The organism is Paraburkholderia sediminicola (genome assembly GCF_046026675.1).
GTDB classification, from domain to species: Bacteria; Pseudomonadota; Gammaproteobacteria; order Burkholderiales; family Burkholderiaceae; genus Paraburkholderia; species Paraburkholderia sediminicola_F.
On sequence record NZ_JAQQEY010000001.1, the window covers coordinates 247295 to 269908 of the forward strand.

The following is a 22614-nucleotide window of genomic DNA, read 5'->3' on the forward strand; positions in this document are numbered from 1 at the left end:
TTTGCCGCCCAGTTTTTGATAAACCCGGCAAAATGGCGTCGATTGATTCCTGAGGCGAGCGATTGAGATGGATACCCTTGTCAGCATGAAAGTGTTCCGCCATGTGGTCGAAGTCGGCAGTTTTGTCGGCGCGGCCGAACGGATGGAGATGTCGGCGGCAATGGCGAGCAAGCACGTGATGCACCTCGAACAGCAGCTCGGCGCGCGTTTGCTGAACCGCACCACGCGCCGTGTCGCACCGACTGAGGCGGGCCGCGAATACTACGAGCGTCTGAGTCAGGTGCTCAGCGAACTCGAAGAAGCCGAGCAGGTGGTCGGCGCGGCGAGCGTCGTGCCGCAAGGGCGCTTGCGTGTGTCGTCGCTATCGGCATTCGGTTTGAGCCACGTGATGGCCGCGGTGGCCGACTACGCCGCGCAGTATCCCCAGGTCACCGTGGACATGACCCTGTCCGACCGTGTGGTCGAACTGATCGACGAAGGCTTCGACGTCGCGATCCGGGCCTCGCCGAACGGACTGAAATCGTCTTCGCTGATCGCGCGGCAGATTGCGACCGCGCATCTGGTGCTATGCGCGTCGCCGGCCTATCTGCGCCGGCACGGCACGCCGAAAACCGTCGCCGATCTGGCGCGCCACAATTACCTGCAGTACGCGGGCGTGTCCGCGCTCGAAATCGCGCCCACGACCGGCGATGGCTCGCCGCGCGTGCGTCTGTCCGGCAATCTGATCGTCAACCACCTGGAGGCGCAGCGTGTGATCGTGCTGCAAGGCGCGGGCATCGCGATGCTCGGCACCGAGGTGATCGGCGACGATCTGGCCACGGGGCGCCTGGTGCCGCTGCTGGTGGACGATGTGCCGCCGCGCGAGTTACCGATCCATGTGGTCTACGCGAGCCGTCGGCATCTGTCGGCCAAGGTGCGTTCGTTTGTCGACTTCCTGGCCGAGCGGTTCGCGAACGAATCGCTGTGGCCTTCGCTCGAGCAGATCAAGGCGCTCGCGGTGCGGTAGGTGGTCCGGCCGAGCCGCTCCTACCCGTTTAGCTATACTGGTTGCCAGCACCCATACGCGTAACGATCTGGGGGAGACATGACCGATCTGTCCACGCCGCAGCGCGCCGGTGGCCATAAGCTGCCTGCGGGCCGGCGCCTGCGTTTCGTCACCGCGGCTGCCCTGTTCGACGGCCACGATGCGTCGATCAACATCATGCGGCGCATCCTGCAAGCGAGCGGTGTCGAGGTGATTCACCTCGGCCACAACCGCTCCGTCGATGAGGTGGCCACCGCCGCGCTGCACGAAGACGCCGACGGCGTCGCCGTGTCCAGCTATCAGGGCGGCCATAACGAATACTTCCGTTATCTCGTCGACTTGCTGCGTGCGCGCGGCGGCGAGCGCATCAAGGTATTCGGCGGCGGTGGGGGCGTGATCGTTCCTGACGAGATTGCCGAGCTCGAGCGTTATGGCGTCGAAAAGATCTACTCGCCGCATGACGGCCAGCGGCTCGGCCTGCAAGGCATGATCGACGACATGATTGCGCGCTGCGCTGAAGTGGCGCGCGCCGCTGCCGCCGTGCGGGAGAGTCCGGTTGGCGAGTGGGTGGCCGATTTGTCGGCGAGTGGGCTGCCGCGTTTCGCGTCGCGCACAGCGTCGCACGTCGAGACGCGGGCCGATGATCACACCAATGTGTGCGATGTTTCCGGCAAGGCACGGCAGGCGGGTGGAGCGCTCCAGGGCCGCGAGATTGCCGGCACCACCAGCACTGCCAACACAGCCGAACAAGCAGACCCTGCCGCCTTCACCTTCCGCCGACTTGCGCAACTGGTCAGCGCGTACGAAGCGGGGCGCGTCAAATCAGCCGAGCAGGAAATACTATCGGTCCTCGCTGAAGCGATCGAGGTCCCCGTTCTGGGCATCACCGGCACCGGCGGCGCCGGCAAATCCTCGCTCACCGACGAACTGATTCGCCGTTTTCGACTCGACTATGGTGACGCCCTCACTATCGCCGTGCTGGCCATCGATCCGTCGCGTCGAAAGTCCGGCGGCGCGCTGCTCGGCGACCGCATCCGCATGAACGCGATCGGTGATTGGGGCGGCGGCGCGCGCGTCTATATGCGCTCGATGGCGACGCGTGACGCATCGAGTGAGATCACGAGTTCGTTGGAAGACGTGCTCACGCTGTGCAAGGCCGCGGGTTTCGATCTGATCATCGTGGAAACGTCCGGGATCGGGCAGGGCAATGCGGCGATCGTGCCATTCGTCGACGAATCGCTGTATGTGATGACGCCGGAATTCGGTGCGGCGAGCCAGTTGGAAAAGATCGACATGCTCGACTTCGCCAGCTTCGTCGCGATTAACAAGTTCGACCGTAAAGGTGCGCCGGATGCGTTGCGCGATGTCGCGAAGCAGGTGCAGCGCAACCGTGGCGACTTCGCGAAGGCGCCCGACGCGATGCCGGTGTTCGGCACGATCGCCTCGCGCTTTAACGACGACGGCGTGACCGCGCTGTATCAGCACGTCGCCGAGGCGCTACGTGCGCACGGCCTGCGCTCGGGTGGCGGCCGTCTGCCGGTGCTCGACGACCTACGCTTTTCGACTGGCCGCAATGCCATCGTGCCGCCGGCACGCGTGCGCTATCTGGCGGATGTCGCGCAGACTGTTCACGCGTACCGCGAGCGTGCCGACGCGCAAGCGCGGGTGGCGCGTGAGCGCTGGCAACTTACGGAAGCGCGCCGCATGCTCGCCGAAGCGGATACAGGTGCAGGAGCAGAAGCATCCTTTGATGCCGCAGCCACGACCTCTGCTGCCGCAGACTCAAATGCCGCGGCAAACTCCGCGAACACACCCCAAACCCAACTCGACACTCTCATCGCCCAACGCACCGCCGCCCTCGGCGAGCGCGAACGCAAACTCCTCGACGCCTGGCCGCAAACCGTGGCCGCCTATTCCGGTGACGAACACATCGTCTGCATACGTGACCGCGAAATTCGCACTGCGCTCACCGTCACGACGCTATCCGGATCCGAGGTCCGCAAAGTCGCGCTGCCGAAATTCGTCGACCACGGCGAGATCCTGCGCTGGCTGATGCTCGACAATCTCCCCGGCTACTTTCCGTTCACCGCGGGCGTGTTTCCGTTCCGCCGCGAAAACGAAGACCCGACACGGATGTTCGCCGGCGAAGGCGATCCGTTTCGCACCAACCGCCGTTTCAAATTGCTCTCCGAAGGCATGCCGGCCAAACGTCTTTCGACTGCCTTCGATTCGGTCACGCTCTACGGCGAAGAGCCGGACGAGCGCCCCGACATCTACGGCAAGGTAGGCAACTCGGGCGTCTCCGTCGCAACGCTCGACGACATGAAAACGCTCTACGACGGCTTCGATCTGTGCGCGCCAGAGACGTCGGTGTCGATGACGATCAACGGTCCGGCGCCGACGATTCTCGCGATGTTCTTTAACGTCGCAATTGATCAGCAGATCGCGCGTCTAAACGACAGGCTGCAACAGGAAGGACGCCAGCCCACCAACGAAGAACTCGCGGCCGCTCGCCGCACAGCGCTGGAAAACGTGCGCGGCACGGTACAGGCCGACATCCTGAAAGAAGACCAAGGCCAGAACACGTGCATCTTTTCAACCGAGTTCAGCCTGAAAGTCATGGGCGATATTCAGGCGTACTTTGTCGACCACGGCGTGCGCAATTTCTATTCGGTGTCGATCTCCGGCTATCACATCGCCGAGGCGGGCGCGAACCCGATCTCGCAACTGGCCTACACGCTCGCGAACGGCTTCACCTATGTCGAGGCTTATCTCGCGCGCGGCATGTCGATCGACGACTTCGCGCCGAATCTGTCGTTCTTCTTTTCGAACGGCATGGATCCGGAGTACACGGTGCTCGGCCGTGTCGCGCGACGCATCTGGGCCATTGCAATGCGCGAACGCTACGGCGCGAACGAACGCAGCCAGAAGCTCAAGTACCACGTGCAAACCTCGGGCCGTAGCCTGCACGCGCAGGAAATCGACTTCAACGATATCCGCACCACGCTGCAGGCGCTAATCGCGATCTACGACAACTGCAATTCGCTCCATACCAATGCATTTGACGAAGCGATCACCACGCCCACCGAGGATTCGGTGCGCCGTGCGGTGGCGATCCAGTTGATCATCAACCGCGAATGGGGTCTGGCGAAGAACCAGAATCCGAATCAGGGCAGCTTCGTGATCGAGGCGCTGACGGATCTGGTGGAGGAAGCGGTGCTGGCGGAATTCGATCGACTCACGGAACGCGGTGGCGTGCTGGGCGCGATGGAAACAGGCTATCAGCGTGGGCGCATCCAGGACGAGTCGATGCTGTACGAGCATCGCAAGCACGACGGCTCGTATCCGATCGTGGGCGTGAACACGTTCTTGAGCGCGCATCCGCATGAAGCGCCGCAGCCGATCGCGCTCGCCCGCTCCACCGACGAAGAAAAACAGAGCCAGTTGAAACGCCTGCGCGATTTTCAGGCGCAGCATCGTGACGACGCGCCCGCAGCACTTGAGCGCCTGAAGCGCGCAGTGATCGACGATGACAACGTGTTCGCGGTGCTGATGGACGTCGTGCGCGTCTGCTCACTCGGGCAAATCACGCACGCGTTGTTTGAAGTGGGCGGGCAATACCGCCGCAATATGTAAGTGCCAGACATGCTGCGGCTCCAGAACCGAGGGTCGCAGCAAAACACCTTAACAAGGCACTTACCGCGCTATCCCCAGCCGCGCTTTCGCGTCGTCATATTCCTTCGTCAGCCGCCGAACCAGCTCACCGACGCTCGGCACGTCGTCCATCAGGCCGACGCCCTGGCCTGCGCCCCAGATATCTTTCCACGCCTTCGCCTTGTCGCTGCCGAAGTTCATCGCGGTCTTGTCCGATTCCGGCAGCGCCTCCGGGTCCAGCCCCGCGTTCAGGATACTTTCGCGGATGTAGTTGCCGTGCACGCCGGTGAACAGGTTCGTGTAGATGATGTCCGAGGCCGTGGAATTGACGATTGCCTGCTTATAGCTGTCGACCGCGTGCGCTTCCTGGGTCGCGATGAAACGCGTGCCCATATAGGCGAGGTCCGCGCCCATGGCCTGCGCGGCGAGAATCGAGCCGCCGTTGGCGATCGAGCCGGACAGCACGATCGGGCCGTCGAACATGCGCCGCACTTCGCCGACCAGCGCGAACGGCGAGGTGGTGCCCGCATGACCGCCGGCGCCCGACGCCACCAGGATCAGCCCGTCGACGCCCGCTTCCAGCGCCTTCTGCGCATGCCGCAGGTTGATCACGTCGTGCAGCACGATGCCGCCGTAGCTATGCACCGCGTCGACGATTTCGCGCGCCGGAGCGCGCAGGCTGGTGATGAAAATCGGCACCTTGTGTTCGACGCACACACGCACGTCGTGCTCGAGCCGCGTATTCGACTGATGGACGATCTGGTTGACGGCGATCGGCCCGATGATTGCATCGGGATGAGCCGCCTTATGCTCGGCGAGCTGTGCCTGAATCTGCGTGAGCCATTCGTCGAGCAGTTCGGCCGGGCGAGCATTCAGCGCGGGGAACGAGCCGACGATACCGGCCTTACATTGAGCCAACACGAGTTCGGGATAGCTGACGATGAACATCGGCGAAGCGACGACGGGCAGCGCGAGTTTTTGCAGGACGGCGGGCAATGCCATGGTGCGAGTCTCCTGATGAACGGACCGGTGCGGTGTAGAGCGCCCGGCGATAGTGAGTTTAGCGGCCCATGGCCTATGGTGCGTCGAGACTGACCAGCGGCTGCGCTGCCGCTGCGGTCCCACCACGCACCTGCCACGCGTTTGCCATGACCGCGCGAAAATTAAAGAACGATCGTTCGATTATAGGCGAAGCTGCCGCATCGTGTCCGTTTAGAACAGTTGGAAGGAGTGTTCAGGTTCTATGCTTGCGTGGGCTATCCCACCCCGCATCGACACATTGCGCTTCTACAATGGTTTGACTCCCAAACGACAAGAGACCCGCTATGGCCTTCGAGGATTTCACGCCCTTTCGTGTCGCCGTGGGCGACGTCGATATTTTCGGAGTGAAGGGCGGGGCAGGGCCGCCCCTGCTGTTGTTGCACGGTCACCCGCAGTCGCATCTGATCTGGCAGCGGTGCGCGGCGCAACTGGCGGAGCACTTCACTGTCATCGTCACCGACTTGCGCGGCTATGGCGCCTCGGGCAAACCGCCCAGCGACCCCGACCACACGCCGTATTCCAAACGCGCAATGGCGGCCGATCAGGTCGCCGTGATGCGCCACTTCGGCTTCGAACGATTCCTCGTGTGCGCCCATGATCGTGGCGCCCGCGTCGCGCACCGGATGGCGCTCGATCATCCCGACGCCGTCGAGCGCTTGATGCTGCTCGACATCGCGCCGACACTCGCTATGTACGAAGCCACCGACCGCGCCTTCGCGACCCATTACTTCCACTGGTTCTTCCTGATCCAGCCGGAGCCGCTGCCGGAAACGCTGGTCGGCGCGAACCCGGCCGCGTATGTCGATGCGGTGATGGGCAGCCGTCACGCGGGCCTCGCGCCGTTCGCGCCCGAAGCGCTTGACGCTTATCGCAGCGCGCTGGCGCAACCCGGCGCCGTGCATGCGATGTGCGAGGACTACCGGGCGTCGGCGAGCATCGACCTTGAACACGACCGTGCCGACATCGAGCGCGGCCACAAGATCGGCTGTCCGCTGCGTGTGTTGTGGGGCGAGCAGGGAGTGATCGAGAAGTGCTTCGACGCGCTGGCGGAATGGCGTCACGTCGCGCGGGACGTGAGCGGGCGGTCATTGCCGTGCGGGCATTACATTCCTGAAGAGGCGTCGGACGAACTGGTCACGGAAATGCTGTCGTTCTTCGAGGCGATCGAGCAGTAAGTGGCTTCGCCCAGCGCGCAACGCTGCCGCCGCTCGTTCACGCGCGAGGTGACGCGACGCGGCGGGGCGTTCCGCTCAGCCTAGCGGCGGCAAGCGCCGCGCGACCGGCGTCGATTTGACGATGGCGGTGCTGGTCTCCGCGCGCTCGGTCACCTTCGAGAGAATCTCGTCGAGCTGGTCGATCGAATGCAGGTAGAGGCGGCAGATGAAGCAGTCGTCGCCCGTCACCTTGTCGCATTCGACAAACTCCGGAATCCGCCGGATCACGTCTTCCACCAGATGCAACTGCCCGGGCAAGGGCTTCACGCGCACGATTGCCTGCAGCGTGAAGCCGAGCGCGCGTGGATCGATCTGCACGGTGAATCGCTCGATTACGCCTTGCGCTTCGAGCCTGCGGACGCGTTCGGCCGTACTTGGCGCCGAGAGGCCAACCCGGCGCGCCAGTTCGCTGACCGGCTGGCGGGCGTCCGCCGCCAGCGCGGCGAGCAGCGCGCGATCGGTTTCATCGAGCGTTGCAGGTGTGGTGGGAGCAAGGCGTTTGGTCATGACGGCCTTCGATTATTAGGTTGATTCGCTGGAAGTCTTAAGTTTATCCCTGTATTCGGGCGATCGGATTAATTACACTGCTTCTCATGCAGGAATCAATTCGAGGATCGAATCATGGCGTCTAATGAGATTCGCCGCGGCGCGGCGGAAATGACCATGGCCATGCTGATGTCCGGCACCATCGGCTGGCTGGTGGTGTCGTCGCAGCAGAGTCCGTTCAATGTGGTGTTCTTTCGCTGTATTTTCGGCGGCGCGACGCTGGCGCTTGTGTGCGCCGTGCTCGGCCTGTTCAGGCGCAAGCTCTTTTCGTGGAAAATGCTCGGCCTCGCGCTGCTCGGCGGCGCGGCGATCGTCATCAACTGGGTGCTGCTGTTCGCGGCCTATTCACGCGCTTCGATCTCGATGGCGACCGCCGTCTACAACACACAGCCGTTCATGCTGGTCGCGCTCGGCGCGCTGGTGTTTCGCGAGCGCGTCAGCGCGTCGACGGTGGCCTGGCTGGTGGTCGCGTTTGTCGGCCTCGTGTTCGTGGTGAAGGTCGAGCCGGCGGTGTTGGCGGTGCCGGGCCAGTATCTGGTCGGGGTCGCCTATGCGGTGGGCGCGGCGGCGATGTACGCGGTCTCGTCGATTATCACGAAGCGCCTGAAGGGCACGCCGCCGCATCTGATTGCGCTGATCCAGGTGTCGCTCGGCGTCGTGATGCTGGCGCCGTTCGTGCGCTTCGATGCGCTGCCGACCAACGGCGTGCAATGGCTCGAATTGATCGTGCTCGGTATCGTCAATACGGGACTCATGTACGTGCTGCTCTACGGGGCGATCCAGAAGCTGCCGACCTCGATGACTGGCGCGTTGTCGTTCATCTATCCGGTGGTGGCGATCATCGTCGACCGGGTTGCGTTCGGGCAGACACTCGCGTGGATTCAGGTGCTCGGTGCGGTGCTGATCCTGCTCGCGGCCGCCGGCGTGAACCTCGGCTGGCGCATCGTGCCGCAGAAACGCCTGTCTTCGACCTGAGGGAATGGTTGAGATGCCGATGAATCAGCCGGCAATACTACGGATTCCGGAGCAATCGGCGCGTTGCATTGTTCATATAGACGGACCAATGACGTTCAGCGCGTGTGACTACGAAGCTTCGTAATGTTGTCTGTATGCGGGTTTAAAAGGCGGTGTCAAGCTTCTGTAGGGAAATCACTGATGCGGTCAAAAAACCGGCACGCGTATCATTCATAGCGACGCTGATCACGTCCGACAGAATTTCCGCCGCTCGCCTTGATGGTCGAGCGGCTTTCTTTTTGGGGCGACGGTTTTCGTGCTTACCGCCTGCTGCCAACCGCCCGGCCGCCAGCCCCGTGCGCGTCAAGCCTGGCGGGCGACGATGCGCTCGCCATCGATCTCCAATGGCCCTTTTTTGGCCGCCAACTCCTCGACGATCGCGCGCACCAATGTGGACCATTCGCCACGCGGCTTGAGCATGGCGGCGGCCGCGCGCATCGCAGCGGCATCGTCGAGCATCCGCAGCAAGGTGTCGAAGCTCATCGCGCGGACTTCGAGCAGCTTGAACACGATCAACACCTTCAACGCATTCTTCGCATTACGTGCCGGATCGGCCCGTAGCCACGCAACGCGTGAAAACGCCCGTTCCAGCGCCTGCTCGACATTCGCGAAGGGCGAGCCATGGCCGGGAATCACGAGCCGCACGTCGAGCTTCGCAATGGTTTCGAGCACAGCCTGTTCTTCGGCGAAGCCGCTTTCACCTTCCAGTTCGGGAAAGATCACGCCAAAACCGTTTTCCCACAGCGCGTCCGCGCTGATCAGGATGCGTTCGTCGGGGCAATACAGCATCAACGAATGCGGATCGTGGCCAGGTGCGCCGAGCACTTGCCAATCGAGCGCGCCGAGCCGCAGTTGCGCGCCGGGCGAGATCGTCTCCGTGAAGGTGAAGCGCTCGCAGGTCTGGCCGGTGGCGCGAAACGTCAGACGGGTTTCGTCCCAATCGCGCACCGCGCCGGCTTCGGATGCGGGAATCGCGGTACGGCAGGGCCATGTCGACTGCAACAGCGCGTTGCCGCCGCAGTGATCCGAATGCAGATGCGTGTTGACGATCAGATCGAGCGGTCGCGCGCCGAGCGTTTGCCGCACGAGCGCGACGGTTTGCGGCGCGTGCGTCGCGTAGCCGGTATCGACGAGTGCGGCACATGCGTCGTCGACCAGCAGCACATTGTTCGACGATAGCCAGCCTCGTTCGAACACTCGGATCGATGCCGGTAGGTTGATCATGGTGCGCCTGTGTCCGGGTTTGTGCTCGCGTCAGCATTCGCCGACGCTTCGGGTTTCGGCATCACCAGGATTGTCGACGTGCCGATCAACATGGTGTCGCCGCGTTGATTCACCACGCTTCCTTCGAGATGTGTCAGATCGCCGTTCAGACTTGGCTTCCAGTACGCGTCGCGGACGCGCCACGTGATCGTCAACGTATCGTTCGCGTGAACGGCTTTCTTCAGCTTGATATCGAACTCGAGGCCGAGCGGTTGCGCGTACGTCGAAAAATAGGTCGCCAGTAGCGCCATGAAATACGCGGTCGGTTGCGTGCCGGACGCGATCAATCCGCCGAAGCGGCTTTGCGCGGCGTAGGCGTCGTCGTGATGCAGCGGATTGAAATCGTTGACGAGCGTGGCGAAGGACTTCACGGATTCCGCCGATAGCTCGAGTGTCGAGCTGAACGTCTCGCCGATCGTCACGATGCGCGGCGCGGCGTTCACCTCTGCCCCTTTGCCTGCCTGGCCATGAATTCCGCGTGGCGTTCCTCGATCGCGTCCCAGACGGCGCGCTTCGCGTCGTCGTCGAACGACGACCAACTGGCAATCTCGTCGATCGTGCGCAAACAGCCTTCGCACCAACCGGTCGCGGCATCCATCCTGCACACGCTGATGCACGGTGACGGCACGGCAGCCTCGTCGTCTTCGTTATCGATGCCCGCTGTCATTGCGTCACGCCGTCTCGCGCAGCGCCACGTCGAACGCCGGCGCACCCGTCAACGCAATCAACTCCTGCGCCGTCAGATTGAACACCGCATGCGGATGACCCGCGGCGGCCCACAGGCTGTCGAGTTCCAGCAGGTCGAGATCGATCAGCGTGACGGGTTCGGTAGCGTGGCCGATCGGGCAGACACCGCCGATCGCATAACCCGTTTTCTCGCGGACGAATTTCGCATCCGCACGGCCGATCTCGCCGACTTGCGCCGCGACCTTCTTTTCGTCGACGCGATTCGCGCCGCTCGCGACCACCAGTACCGGCGCGTCGTCTTCGCGGCGGCGAAACAGGATCGACTTGGCGATCTGCGCAACGGAGCAGCCAAGGCCGGCTGCGGCTTCGGCAGAAGTCTTGCCGGTTTCCGGCAGCATCACGATCCGTCCGGCGTGGCCGCGTTCGCGCAACAAAAGCGCGACACGGCGTGCGGAATCAGGCAATGCGGCGAGATCGTCGGAGTCGATGGAAGCGTGATCCGTCATTGTTTCGGGTCCTGAATGATTTGGCGAAGTGTATGCGGGAATGAATGGCCAAATGAGTGGCGCGCGTCAAACGCAGTTGGCCTGTTCGCTGCGGGCTTTGGCAAGCAACGCCTTGCCGGCGCGCGAGACATTGGGCCGGCCGATCGACGTCGAAATGAAATCACCGATCGCGACGACTTGCGCGAGGTCGATGCCGGTTTCGATGCCAAGGCCGTTCATCAGATACAGCACGTCTTCGGTCGCGACATTGCCGGTTGCGCCCTTCGCATACGGGCAGCCGCCAAGCCCCGCCACCGACGCGTGATAGATCTCGATGCCTTCCTGCAACGCCGCGTAGATGTTCGCGAGCGCCTGACCGTAGGTGTCGTGGAAGTGTCCCGACAGACGTTCGCGCGGAAACACCCTGGTGACGGCCTCGAACACTTCGCGCGTGCGCTTCGGCGTGCCGACGCCGATCGTATCCGCGATATCGATCTCGTCGCAGCCGAGCGCAGCGAAACGTTCGACCACATCGGCCACCGACGCCACCGGTACTTCGCCTTGATACGGACAGCCGAGCGCACACGACACGCTGCCGCGAATCCGCAGGCCATGTTCCTTTGCCGCCTGCGCGACCGGCGCGAATCGATCGATGCTTTCCGCGATGCTGCAATTGATGTTCTTCTGCGAGAACGCTTCGCTGGCGGCGCCGAAAATCACGATCTCGTCCGCGCGCGCGGCGAGTGCGCCTTCGAAACCGCGCAGATTCGGCGTCAGCACGGAGTAGATCGTACCGGCGCGGCGCTCGATGCCGGCCATCACGTCGGCGCCGTCGGCCATCTGCGGCACCCATTTCGGCGATACGAACGACGCGGCTTCGACGTTGCGAAAGCCGGCCGCCGACAAGCGGTTGATCAACTCGATCTTGATCCCGGTGGGGACGAATTCTTTCTCGTTCTGCAGTCCGTCACGCGGGCCGACTTCGACGATTTTGACGTGTTGGGGCAAGGCCATGATGTCTCTCCTGTGTCGACCGGAGTTTGCGCTTTAGCGCATTACTCCGGTCCCATGCAAAGCGGTCGACCGGAGTTTGCGCTTTAGCGCATTACTCCGGTCCCATGCAAAGCGGTCCCATGCAAAGCGGTCCCAGCAATGAGCCTGCGCGTGGCGGCGCTCCTTCAGATGAATTCGGTGGTGTTCAAAATCCATGCTCGATATTTTTGCTCAATATCCGCGTTCAGTATCCACGATCGATATCGACCACGCCGCTCACCGTTTCGCCACGCATCAGCGCCGTCATTTTCCGCGCGACTTGCGCGACGCTCTCTTCGCGCAAGGTGAGCGCGGAAATATGCGGCGTAATCGTGATGCGCGGTTCCTGCCAGAACAGATGATCGGGCGGCAGCGGTTCTTCGCGGAACACGTCCAGCGCCGCGGCGGCGACCTGGCCGCTTGCCAGCGCTTTGAGCAGATCCTGTTCGACCAGATGCCCGCCGCGCGCGACGTTGATCAGATAGGCACCCTTTGCGAGCTTCGAGAAGGTGCGCGTGTTCAGCACGTCGCCCGTATCCGGCGTATGCGGCAGCAGATTGACCAGCACTTTCACGCCGTCGAGAAACGCATCGAACTGTGCCTCGCCGGCGAAGGTCGTGATGCCGTCGATTTGCCGCGCACTGCGGCTATACCCGCGCACCGGCATGCCGAACGCCGCAACGGCTTGCGCGACATGCGTACCGAGGACGCCGAGACCGAGCACGCCAACCGTGAAGGTCTCGCGTGGATGCGGATCGAGCACTTCCCAGCGGCGTTCGCTTTGCAGCGTCTGGTATTCGTCGAAACGGCGCAGGTAGCGCAGCACCGCATGCGTCACGTACTCGGCCATCTGCAGGGCCATGCCGGTATCTTCGAGGCGGATCAACTGGGCGCTGCGCGGCAACGTACCGGGCTGCTCGTGTTCGAGCCCGAGGATCGCGTCGACGCCCGCGCCGAGATTGAAGATTGCGCGCAGACCGTCGCGGCCGGCCAGCATCTCCCGCGGCGGGCGCCACACGACCGCGAAATCGGCTGGTTCGGTGTCGCCCGGTTGCCATTCGCGCAAATCGGCTTCCGGCAGCGCATGGGCGAAGTCGTGAAGCCACGCGGCGGCGTCGGAATGCGGCATGTAGAAGAGGATTTTCATTCGGTCCGGAAGGCGCGTGCGTTGTCGAGTCGGATGACGGGAGAGGCCCGGTAGAACGGCTGCAACCCCGGCGGCGCTTCAGGCGACGCTTGCGGCATGGGCCTCCTCCTTTTACGGATAGGCTTCATTCTACTTTTTCGCCACGAATCGCGCGCGTTTGCGCACGAGCGTGCGATTTCCCCGGCTGCATGGCCGCGCGTTTGCCCCATAAACAAAGCACAAAAACTTGGTTCGCCCGTGCGGCGCCCGGCGGGACAATCATTCCCGGATTCCGGCAGCGAGGGACAGACATGCTTTCATGCACCAAATCGACATGGCCGCCGCGGCTCGTCACCGTTCCCGGCCTGCACGGCAGCGAGGGCGCGCACTGGCAAACTTGGCTCGAACGGCAATTCGCGCGCTCGCTGCGCGTCGAACAGGCCGACTGGGACGCCCCGGACGTCGCCGTCTGGGCGAAGTCGCTGCGCGATCTGCTCGCGCTCGAACGCGGGCCGTTCGTGCTGGCCGCCCACAGCTTCGGTTGCCTCGCGACTGCGCACGCGTTGCAGCAGGCGTCGTATGCGAACGATGTGGTCGGCGTGCTGTTCGTCGCACCTGCAAGCCCGGAGAAATTCGCCTTCGCCGGACCGTTCGACGCGCGGCGTCTCGGCGTGCCGTCGATTCTGATCGGCAGCGAAACCGACCCGTGGATGCCGCTTGCCGGTTCGCGCGATCTCGCGCAGCGTTTCGGCAGCGCATTCGTCAATCTCGGCGACGCGGGACATATCAACACGGCGGCGGGATTTGGCCCGTGGCCGCGTGCCAAGTATTTCGTCGATACGCTGGTGCATTGCGCGGCGCCGCTGCGCTTTCGCGAGGAGACGCTCGAGGTCGCGCAACACGCGTTCGTTTGAGTGAAGGAGGTCGTGAGCGCGCAGTTGAGCGCGAGTGAACCAGTAAGCGATCCGTTAGAATCCCGCTTCACGCTGCACGTTTGTGCGGCCACAGATTTTCATCATCGATAGGCGGGGACAAGATGGCAGGCAAGACGGGGACATCGCGCTGGCTGGCAGCCGGCATGACGGCAATGACGCTCGCGCTCGGCGGCATCTCGACGGCGCACGCAGACACGTCGCTGCTCAACGTGTCGTACGACGTGACGCGCGAGCTGTACAAGGACATCAACGCCGGCTTCATCACGGCATACAAAGAGAAGAGCGGCGAGACCGTGTCGATTCGACAGTCGCATGGCGCATCGAGCGCGCAGGCGCTGTCCGTACTGCAAGGGCTGCAGGCTGACGTCGTGACGATGAACCAGCCGAACGACATCGACCTGCTCGCCGAAAAGGGCCAACTCGTGCCCGCCAACTGGCGTGCGCGTCTGCCGGACGACAGCGCTCCGTATACCACGACGATGGTGTTCCTCGTGCGCAAGGGCAACCCGAAGCACATCAAGGACTGGGACGACCTCGCCAAACCCGGCGTGCAAGTGGTGATCGCCAATCCGAAGACTTCGGGTAACGGCCGCTACGCGTATCTGGCCGCATGGGGTTATCGCAAGCAGCACGGCGGCACCGATGCGCAAGCGATCGATTTCGAAAAGGCGATCTTCAAGAACGTGCCGATTCTCGACACGGGCGGCCGTGGAGCGACTACGACGTTCACGCAACGCGGTATCGGCGATGTGCTGGTGACGTTCGAAAACGAAGTGTCGTTGATCGACACGGGTGTGGGAGCGGGCAATTTCGAAGCGGTGTATCCGTCGGTGAGCCTGCTGGCTGCGCCGCCGGTGTCGATCGTTGACAAGGTGGTCGACAAGCGCGGCACGCGCAAGGAAGCGCAGGCGTACCTCGACTATCTGTGGTCGCCGGCCGCGCAGGAAATCATTGCGCAACACCATCTGCGTCCGCGTGACAAGAACGTGCTCGCGAAGCACGCGTCGGAGTTCAAGTCGATCAAGACCTTCACTGTCGAAGAGATGTTCGGCAGTTGGCAGAAAGCACAGCAAACGCATTTCTCCGATGGCGGGACGTTTGATCAGATCATCGTCGACAAGAAGTAAATCTTTGCCTGGAAATAGAAAGGCCACCTTGGAAACGAGGTGGCCTTTTTCATTGCGTGCGATTTATCGCACGCGCTTCGTGCGCGTAGTTCCTTAGTTCGGCGCAGCGTGCGCGTTGCTTTGATCATGCGCGCAGCTATGCTCGCAACCGCTCTGATCCAACGGCATCTGCTGCGCTGCCTCTGCGCGAATGCCAAGGCGTTCGAGCAGCTTGCGGTCTGCTTCGGCTTGCGGGTTGCTGGTGGTCAGCAACTGGTCGCCGTAGAAAATCGAATTCGCGCCGGCGAGGAAACACAACGCCTGCAATGCTTCGTCCATCTGCTCGCGGCCTGCCGACAGACGCACCATCGCGCGTGGCATCGTGATACGTGCAACCGCGATCGTGCGGACGAACTCAAACGGATCGATCGCTTCGGTGCCGGTCAGCGGCGTGCCTTCCACTTGCACCAGGTTGTTGATCGGCACCGATTCCGGATACGGCTCCATGTTCGCCAGTTGCGCGATCAGGCCGGCGCGCTCACGGCGCGATTCGCCCAAACCGACAATCCCGCCGCAGCATACGTTGATGCCCGCATCGCGCACGCGTTCCAGCGTATCGAGACGGTCTTGATAGGTGCGCGTCGAAATGATCTGTCCGTAGAACTCGGGCGATGTATCGAGGTTGTGGTTGTAGTAATCGAGACCTGCTTCGCGCAGACCTTGTGCTTGATGCGTTTCCAGCATGCCGAGCGTCACGCAGGTTTCGAGGCCCATTGCCTTCACGCCGCGAATCATGTCCTTGATCGGTTCGAGGTGACGGTCCTTCGGATTGCGCCACGCCGCGCCCATGCAGAAGCGCGTCGCGCCGTTTTCCTTGGCGACCTTGGCGGCGGCCAATACTTCATCGACCGGCATCAGCTTGTCGGCTTGCAGGCCCGTGTCGTGATGTACCGACTGCGGACAGTACGCGCAATCTTCTTCGCAACCGCCGGTCTTGATCGACAGCAACGTCGACAGTTGCACGGTGTTGGCATCGAAGTGTTCGCGATGGGTTTGTTGCGCGCGGAACATCAGGTCGTTGAACGGCAGTTCGTACAGCGCGACGATGTCGGCGACGCGCCACTTGGCCATCGGCTTGGCGCCTGCTGCAGCGTTGTTGTTGGCGGCGGCCGTGTCGGCTGGCGTCGGAGCGATGTTCAGTTGCGTCATGTCGTCAATCCTCAAGGATGGATGTAATGGGTTTTCAGCGCTGCGCGTGGCGCAGCGTCTGCAGGAGTCGGTTGATGTCGAGTTGATCTGCCGCGAGCTCGGGCGAAGCCGGGCTCAAATGCGGCACGATGCCGAGCAAGGGTGCGTCGTACTCACGCGCAAGATGCTCGCGAATCGAAGCGATGTTTTCGTCAGGGAACGTCATGTCCGGATCGACGCGATTCGCCACCCAGCCGGCGAGCGTAAGGTCGCGCGCTGCGATCGCTTCAGCAGTGAGCAGCGCATGGCTGATGCAGCCGAGGCGCATGCCGACCACCAGCACGACCGGCAGCTTCAGCGCGACGGCGAGGTCGGCAGTGTCTTGCGTTGCGGTCAGCGGCACGCGAAAACCGCCGACGCCTTCCACCACGACGATCTCAGCTCGCGTCAAGGCCTGCGCATGGCAATCGACGATGTGGTCGATATCGAACGTGACGTTTTCCAGCGCGGCTGCGATGTGTGGCGCGGCCGGTTCTTTCAATAGATACGGCGTGCGAATCTCCGGCGGCAGCAGGACGCTCGACGCGGCGTCGAGTTGATCGGCGTCTTCGTTGTGCAGCACGCCGTTCACTTCGAACGCGCCCGCGGCAATCGGCTTCATCGCGGCGGCTTGCAGACCTTCGCGAACAAAGCCACGCAGCAGCGCGGCGGAGACGAAGGTCTTGCCGATTTCCGTATCGGTACCGGTGACGAATAGCGACAGCGCGCTTTTACTCGAGCCCATCATGCCGCCTGCGCCGCGAGTTGTTGGAAGCCTGCTTCGAGCCGGTCCAGATCCGCTTGCGAATGCGCGGCAGAAAGCGAAATACGCAGCCGCGACGTACCCACGGGCACGGTCGGCGGACGGATCGCCGGCACCCAGAGACCGGCACGATCGAGCGTGGCCGCGATGTCGAGCGTGGCATCGTTCGCGCCGATGATCAGCGGCTGCACGGCAGTGTGCGAATCTACCGGCAGCCATGGCGTGGCCTTCAACATCGCGCGCGTGCGTTCGATCAGTTTCTGGAGATGCGCACGGCGCGCATCGCCCTCTTCGCCACCGATGATGCGCAGGCTCGCCGACACCGCATGCGCCGCAGCCGGCACCGACGCAGTCGTGAAGATGTACGGACGCGCGCGCTGCACGAGCCATTCGATCACTGTCTCGTGAGCGACGACGAATGCGCCCGACACGCCGGCGGCCTTGCCGAGCGTGCCAATTGAAATCAGATTCGGCGAGCGCAACGCCGCTTCTGCAATCGCGCCACGGCCTTGCGGACCGAGCACGCCGAAACCGTGCGCATCGTCGACGATCAGCCATGCGTCATGCTGTTCCGCGAGTTCGAGCAGACGCGGCAGGGGCGCGATGTCGCCGTCCATGCTGAATACCGTATCGGAGACGATCACTTTGACTTCGGCGTCCGAGGCATCGAGCATCGCGCTCAACGCTGCCATATCGCAGTGCGGATAGATCTGCACGTCAGCGCGAGACAAGCGCGCGCCGTCGATCAGTGATGCGTGATTCAACGCGTCGGAGAAGAGCGTCGTGCCGCGGCCGGCGAGCGCAGTGAGCGTCGCGAGATTCGCCATGTAGCCGGTGCTGAAGTAGAGCGCGCGGGCATTGTCGACGAAGCCGCCGACGAATTCGGCCAGATCGTCTTCGAGTTGCGCGTGCGCGCGCGAGTGGCCACCGAGCAGATGGGAACCGCCGCTGCCGGCGCCGTAGCGCTCTGCGCCCTCAGCAATGGCGGCGATCAGTTTCGGATGCGCGGCGAGGCCAAGATAGTCGTTGCTGGCGAAGCCGATGATCGCGCGGCCGTCAACTGTCATGTGCGCGGCGCACGGCGTGTCAGCGGTACGACGACGGCGGCGCAGACCGCGCGCGTCGATTTCCTTGAGGCCTTCGGTGAGTGTGTCGAGCAGATGCATTAGCGGGTCTCCGCGAGCGTGGCTTCGAAAGTTTCGCGTGTGCGCGAGGCGAGCAGCGCGATTTCTTCGTCGTCGAGGATGTAGGGGGGCATCAGATACACCGTGGTCGAAATCGGGCGCAGCAGCAGTTCGCGCTGCAACGCGTTTTCGAAGAAGCGGCGCGAGAATGTTTTGGCTTGCTGAGCATCGTCGATCACTGCATCGAACGCGAAGATCGTGCCGCACTGGCGCAGATTGCGCACTTGCTTATGTTCGGCGAGCGGAGCGAGCGCGGCCTTTAGCCTGGCGGATTTCTGTACGTTTGCGGCGAGCACGTTGTCACTTACGAACAGATCGAGCGTGGCGAGCGCCGCACGGCACGCGAGCGGATTGCCCGTGTACGAATGCGAGTGCAGAAAGCCGCGCGCAGTGTCGTCGTGGTAGAAGGCGTCGAAGATTTCATCGCGCGACAACACGATCGAGAGCGGCAGATAGCCGCCGCTGATCCCTTTCGACAGACACAGGAAGTCCGGCCAGATTCCGGCTTGTTCGCAAGCGAAGAACGTACCGGTGCGACCGCAACCGACAGCGATTTCATCGGCGATCAGATGCACGCCGTATTGATCGCACAGCGCGCGCAAGCCGGCGATATACGACGCATCGTGCATCGCCATGCCGGCCGCGCATTGCACGAGCGGCTCGACGATCAGCGCCGAGATTTTCGTGGCGCGTGCTTCGAACAACGAGCGAACCTGATCGAGCGCGCGGCGTGCGACGTCGGCAGCAGTTTCGCCTGCTTGTGCGAGGCGCGCATCGGGAGACGCGACGACGTGCGCGTTGCGGATGAGCGGATCGTAGGCGTCTTTGAAGAGCGCGACATCGGTGACGCCGAGCGCGCCGATGGTTTCGCCGTGATAGCTGTTGGCGACGCAGACGAATTCCTGCTTGTCCGCGAAGCCACGATTGCGCCACGAGTGGAAGCTCATCTTCAGCGCAATTTCAACGGCCGATGCGCCATCGGACGCGAAGAACGCGTGACCGAGCGTGTTGCCGGTGAGTGCGCCGAGGCGCTCCGCGAGTTCGATGGCTGGCTCGTGCGTGCAGCCGGCGAGCATTGCGTGTTCGAGCGTATCGAGTTGATCTTTCAATGCCGCGTTGATGCGCGGGTTGGCGTGACCGAACAGGTTGACCCACCAGGAGCTGATCGCGTCCAGATAGCGGTTGTTCGCGCGATCGTAGAGCCATGCGCCTTGACCGCGTGCGACCGGGATGAGCGGCAGGCGCTCGTGGTGTTTCATCTGGGTGCAGGGGTGCCAGACGGCACGCAGGCTGCGGGTGATCCAGTCTTCAGGGGATGCTGACTTTTCCAAAAGGTACTCCGAGGTGCTTTTTTGCCGTTGCACGGCTGGCTTTTTTAGGGCCATTTCATTCGCGCTGCGGGTTTTTTCTTGTGCTGCGCGCGGCCTTGGGGAGGCTTGCGGGGTCGAGATTAGCGGTTTATTTCTCGCTGTGCACTAGGGGTTGGGGGGTGGTTTTTGCCTGCGGCGATGGGGTTTGGTGCTGTTCGCTACAGGTGGTTTCTGTTTCGGTCTGAAGGTCGCTGATCGGCGCAGTTGACGACGTCAAAGTAGTTGAGCCCTACGGGCGGGAATTTGGGGTTTGCTGCCTGCGCGGCGGTTTTTTGGCGGGGGTTTTGCGTGCGCGGCGCTTTTTGTCAGTGTTCTTGGGGTGTTGGCCTTTCCTTGTTTTGTTAGTGGTCTATTGGCGTTGCCCCTGTGCGGGGCGGCACCTACTTCTCTTTGCCGGCTGCAAAGAGAAGTAGGCAAGAGAAAGCAGCTCAAACCGCTAATGCTGAGTGGGCACCGTGGTTTGCTTGGGGTAGTGGTACATCTGGAATCCGTGCCCTCGCACACTCCGCGTTAGTGACAAAGGAGTCATCAGCTCCCACTCCGCACTGCGTGCGTCGCGGACGGGTCTGCATGGGAAACCACGGGCTTCGGTTGAGGTCCGTGGGGGCCGTCGGCTTCGCCTCGGCGACGCACCTCTGCACTCTCCGGAGAACCCCCGTTTCAAATGATATGTAGGTGCGCTGCAATGCCCGTTGCCGTTGCCGTTGCCGTTGCCGTTGCCGTTGCCGTAGCCGTAGCCGTAGCCGTAGCAGTAGCAGTAGCAATAGCAGTAGCAGTAGCAGTAGCAATAGCAGTAGCAGTAGCTGCGCCTGTGCGTGTGCCTTTGGATATGCAATAGCAACAGTGGTGCCGAGCGAAACGGGGGAGTTGAAACGTAGGGGGAGGTTTTGTGAAGTACGCTTCGGCGCGCGCAGCGTCGCCGGAAGTATGACGCCCTTGTCACTGGCGTATGCAGGTGCACGAACCCAGATTCCAGATGCACCACTACTCGTTGCAGACCACGGTGCCCACTTAGCATGAGCGGTTTGAGCCGCTTTCTTTGCTTATCTTTCTTTGCGGCGGCAAAGAAAGTAAGTGCCGCCCCGCACAGGGGCAACGCTAATAGACCACTAACAAATCAAGGAAAGGCACCAAAGCCAGATCAAGGAAAGGCACCAAAGCCAGATCAAGGAAAGGCCAAAGCCCTAAGAACACAGACAAAAAGCGCCGCGCAGGCAACCAAACAACCCCCGCGAGGGCAATTCAAAATCGTTAATTCCGGCTAGCAATAGCCCGCCGATCACTAGCAGACCCTGCTGACGAAGAACCGGAATCAGCCGTCTGCGAAGACCCACTCCCCCATACAACGGAGTTATCCACAGCATACAACCGGCAAGGCGCCGAACTCTGCTTCTGGCAATTAGCAATGGCAACAGACATCGGATTATCACCACCTTCCGCCCACGACCAGGCCCCCGAATCCGACACAGCAAAAGCCCGGCTAGGGTACTGATGCAAGAAGTTGCGATAACCATTACGTCCGGCTTCATCAACAAACGGAACAGAATCAACCGCATCAACAGCAGCAAAACCGCTCGCCTTCGGTGCCGAAGGATCATCAACCCGATACTGCACACCCGTCGGCATCCCGACACGCGCAAGAAAGGCCTCGACAGCAGGCCACCAGATCTGCACGCCATCGCGATCGCCCACGAGCCGATGCGCGTCATTCTTGTAGTTGCCGAAATCCACCATCTTCGCGCTCGCGCCGTGCGCGGCATACGCGGCATACATGCCGGCCACCAGCGGCGCGGTCCACACCGAATCGTTATCGCCATACAACCACAGCGACGGCACCTTCGTTTTCTCGCCATACGCGCCGAATGCGCGCGTCAGGTTGCCCTGCCAGTCGGCGCACGCGTCCTGCCGCAAACCACCCGAGAAATTGATCAAGGCCCGTACGCCCGATGCAGCCTCGGGACCGTAAGCGATCGTCGCAAGACCGCCGTGCGAGGTGCCGGCCACTACGATGTGCGTGGCATCCACGTACGGCTGCTTCGACATGAAATCGATCGTCGCGGCCACGTCGCCGGCCTGGCCGACACCGTTGCGTTCGACGTCGCAGCCGTCCTGCTGATACGTGCCGTCCGAATGGCCGAAGCCCTGGCGGTTCGGCGCCACCACCACATAGCCCCGGCGCACGAATTCGCGCGCAAACGGCCGCGGGTCGCTGCGTTCCTGCGTGCGAGGGTCGCCGGGAATCTTGCCGTGGTTGAAAACGATCATCGGAAACGGACCTGCGCCGTCCGGTTTGTAGATCGTGGTTTCGAGTGTGACGGTGCCGGCAGCGTTAGCCGGCACGCGGATGATCTGTTCGTTGAGGCCCGCGGTGGGCAGATAGACGTCGTCGTCGAGTGCGATGCGCGGCACGTGCGCGCGAGTGAGAGGCCCCGCCTGGGTGTCGGCGACCGGCTCGGCATGCGCGAGTGCGACGGCGCACATTGCCGTTGCAAACGTCACCGCACACTTCGTCAGAACCTTGCTGAACACCATTGACGCACCTGCCTCAAAAACCTGCCCTTAACACCGTGACGTTTTGTCTGTCGAATATCGTCACTGACGATTGCCTTTCATCGGCGTTTTCGACAAACAAAAACACACTCGCGTACGTAGTGCGGCAAGCGCACGCACGCTGATCGAGATCGCACGGGATGAACCCAAACGGCCGACGCGACCCCACGCGCCGATGATGAGCGCCACACATGCTGCCCGGAACCGCCGCCGAACCCTTACTGGTGGGCTATCGGCAGCTGCCTGCGCATTTTGCGGAAGCGGTATGGACCTGTTCTCGCAACGTGACGTCACAAACCTACGGCCTCATCCTGGCACGACAATTTTGTTTTGTGCAATAAAGGAGAACCCGCGACGCAATAATTGCCGCCTGCGGATCAGGGCCCTTTCGCC

At 62.6% G+C, this 22614-nt stretch carries 19 protein-coding genes; 6 read left to right on the forward strand and 13 right to left on the reverse strand.

The genetic code is table 11. The features are described 5' to 3' along the window. Positions 1-67 precede the first annotated feature (67 nt). Positions 68-1006, forward strand: coding sequence for a LysR family transcriptional regulator (locus PQQ86_RS01030; protein ID WP_097391018.1), 939 nt, complete (start codon positions 68-70; stop codon positions 1004-1006). Positions 1007-1084: 78 nt separating this feature from the next. After that, positions 1085-4660, forward strand: coding sequence for a fused isobutyryl-CoA mutase/GTPase IcmF (gene icmF, locus PQQ86_RS01035; protein ID WP_408264234.1), 3576 nt, complete (start codon positions 1085-1087; stop codon positions 4658-4660). A gap of 60 nt (positions 4661-4720) precedes the next feature. On the opposite strand, the gene PQQ86_RS01040 is transcribed toward icmF, so the two are convergent. Next, positions 4721-5680, reverse strand: coding sequence for an NAD(P)H-dependent flavin oxidoreductase (locus PQQ86_RS01040; protein WP_408264236.1), 960 nt, complete (start codon positions 5678-5680; stop codon positions 4721-4723). Positions 5681-6003: 323 nt separating this feature from the next. Here PQQ86_RS01040 and PQQ86_RS01045 point away from each other — a divergent pair, with 323 nt between their 5' ends. Beyond that, the gene (locus tag PQQ86_RS01045) at positions 6004-6894 is read left to right on the forward strand and encodes an alpha/beta fold hydrolase (RefSeq protein WP_408264238.1); all 891 of its coding nucleotides are present in this window, start codon (positions 6004-6006) and stop codon (positions 6892-6894) included. A gap of 75 nt (positions 6895-6969) precedes the next feature. On the opposite strand, the gene PQQ86_RS01050 is transcribed toward PQQ86_RS01045, so the two are convergent. Then, positions 6970-7440, reverse strand: a complete 471-nt coding sequence (locus tag PQQ86_RS01050; protein ID WP_408264239.1) for an Lrp/AsnC family transcriptional regulator — start codon at positions 7438-7440, stop codon at positions 6970-6972. Positions 7441-7554: 114 nt separating this feature from the next. Here PQQ86_RS01050 and PQQ86_RS01055 point away from each other — a divergent pair, with 114 nt between their 5' ends. Next, on the forward strand, positions 7555-8454 hold the full coding sequence (locus PQQ86_RS01055; protein ID WP_408264241.1) for a DMT family transporter: 900 nt from the start codon (positions 7555-7557) through the stop codon (positions 8452-8454). A gap of 342 nt (positions 8455-8796) precedes the next feature. Here PQQ86_RS01055 and PQQ86_RS01060 read toward each other — a convergent pair whose 3' ends face one another. From PQQ86_RS01060 to PQQ86_RS01085, 6 genes are all read right to left on the reverse strand, one after another. Then, positions 8797-9717: an MBL fold metallo-hydrolase gene (locus PQQ86_RS01060; protein WP_408264243.1), complete on the reverse strand. Its 921-nt coding sequence runs from the start codon at positions 9715-9717 to the stop codon at positions 8797-8799. Further along, positions 9714-10199: a MaoC family dehydratase gene (locus PQQ86_RS01065; RefSeq protein WP_408264244.1), complete on the reverse strand. Its 486-nt coding sequence runs from the start codon at positions 10197-10199 to the stop codon at positions 9714-9716. The genes PQQ86_RS01060 and PQQ86_RS01065 overlap by 4 nt, the downstream gene beginning before the upstream one ends. Then, positions 10196-10423 carry a DUF1289 domain-containing protein gene (locus PQQ86_RS01070; RefSeq protein ID WP_408264246.1) on the reverse strand — a complete coding sequence of 76 codons (228 nt, stop codon included), beginning with the start codon at positions 10421-10423 and terminating at the stop codon, positions 10196-10198. The genes PQQ86_RS01065 and PQQ86_RS01070 overlap by 4 nt, the downstream gene beginning before the upstream one ends. A 4-nt stretch (positions 10424-10427) precedes the next feature. Then, positions 10428-10949: a YbaK/EbsC family protein gene (locus PQQ86_RS01075; RefSeq protein WP_408264248.1), complete on the reverse strand. Its 522-nt coding sequence runs from the start codon at positions 10947-10949 to the stop codon at positions 10428-10430. Between the two features lie 66 nt (positions 10950-11015). Then, positions 11016-11942: a hydroxymethylglutaryl-CoA lyase gene (locus PQQ86_RS01080; protein WP_408264249.1), complete on the reverse strand. Its 927-nt coding sequence runs from the start codon at positions 11940-11942 to the stop codon at positions 11016-11018. Positions 11943-12165: 223 nt separating this feature from the next. Beyond that, complete coding sequence (locus PQQ86_RS01085; RefSeq protein WP_408264251.1) at positions 12166-13107, reverse strand: 2-hydroxyacid dehydrogenase; 942 nt, start codon at positions 13105-13107, stop codon at positions 12166-12168. A 290-nt stretch (positions 13108-13397) separates the two neighbouring features. On the opposite strand from PQQ86_RS01085, the gene PQQ86_RS01090 reads away from it, so the two are divergent. Further along, positions 13398-14000: an RBBP9/YdeN family alpha/beta hydrolase gene (locus PQQ86_RS01090; RefSeq protein WP_408264253.1), complete on the forward strand. Its 603-nt coding sequence runs from the start codon at positions 13398-13400 to the stop codon at positions 13998-14000. 122 nt (positions 14001-14122) lie between these two features. Then, the gene (locus tag PQQ86_RS01095) at positions 14123-15148 is read left to right on the forward strand and encodes a sulfate ABC transporter substrate-binding protein (protein WP_408264255.1); all 1026 of its coding nucleotides are present in this window, start codon (positions 14123-14125) and stop codon (positions 15146-15148) included. Between the two features lie 93 nt (positions 15149-15241). Here the strand turns inward: PQQ86_RS01095 and bioB are convergent, their stop codons facing one another. From bioB to PQQ86_RS01120, 5 genes are all read right to left on the reverse strand, one after another. Continuing rightward, on the reverse strand, positions 15242-16336 hold the full coding sequence (gene bioB, locus PQQ86_RS01100) for a biotin synthase BioB (RefSeq protein WP_408264256.1): 1095 nt from the start codon (positions 16334-16336) through the stop codon (positions 15242-15244). 34 nt (positions 16337-16370) lie between these two features. Next, positions 16371-17099 carry a dethiobiotin synthase gene (gene bioD / locus PQQ86_RS01105; protein ID WP_408270003.1) on the reverse strand — a complete coding sequence of 243 codons (729 nt, stop codon included), beginning with the start codon at positions 17097-17099 and terminating at the stop codon, positions 16371-16373. Continuing rightward, positions 17099-18283 (reverse strand): 8-amino-7-oxononanoate synthase, encoded by a 1185-nt coding sequence (gene bioF, locus PQQ86_RS01110; RefSeq protein ID WP_408264258.1) that lies wholly within the window; start codon positions 18281-18283, stop codon positions 17099-17101. The genes bioD and bioF overlap by 1 nt, the downstream gene beginning before the upstream one ends. Beyond that, the gene (gene bioA, locus PQQ86_RS01115) at positions 18283-19632 is read right to left on the reverse strand and encodes an adenosylmethionine--8-amino-7-oxononanoate transaminase (RefSeq protein WP_408264260.1); all 1350 of its coding nucleotides are present in this window, start codon (positions 19630-19632) and stop codon (positions 18283-18285) included. The genes bioF and bioA overlap by 1 nt, the downstream gene beginning before the upstream one ends. Before the next feature lie 1290 nt (positions 19633-20922). Beyond that, the gene (locus tag PQQ86_RS01120) at positions 20923-22203 is read right to left on the reverse strand and encodes a dienelactone hydrolase family protein (protein WP_408264262.1); all 1281 of its coding nucleotides are present in this window, start codon (positions 22201-22203) and stop codon (positions 20923-20925) included. Positions 22204-22614: the final 411 nt, after the last annotated feature.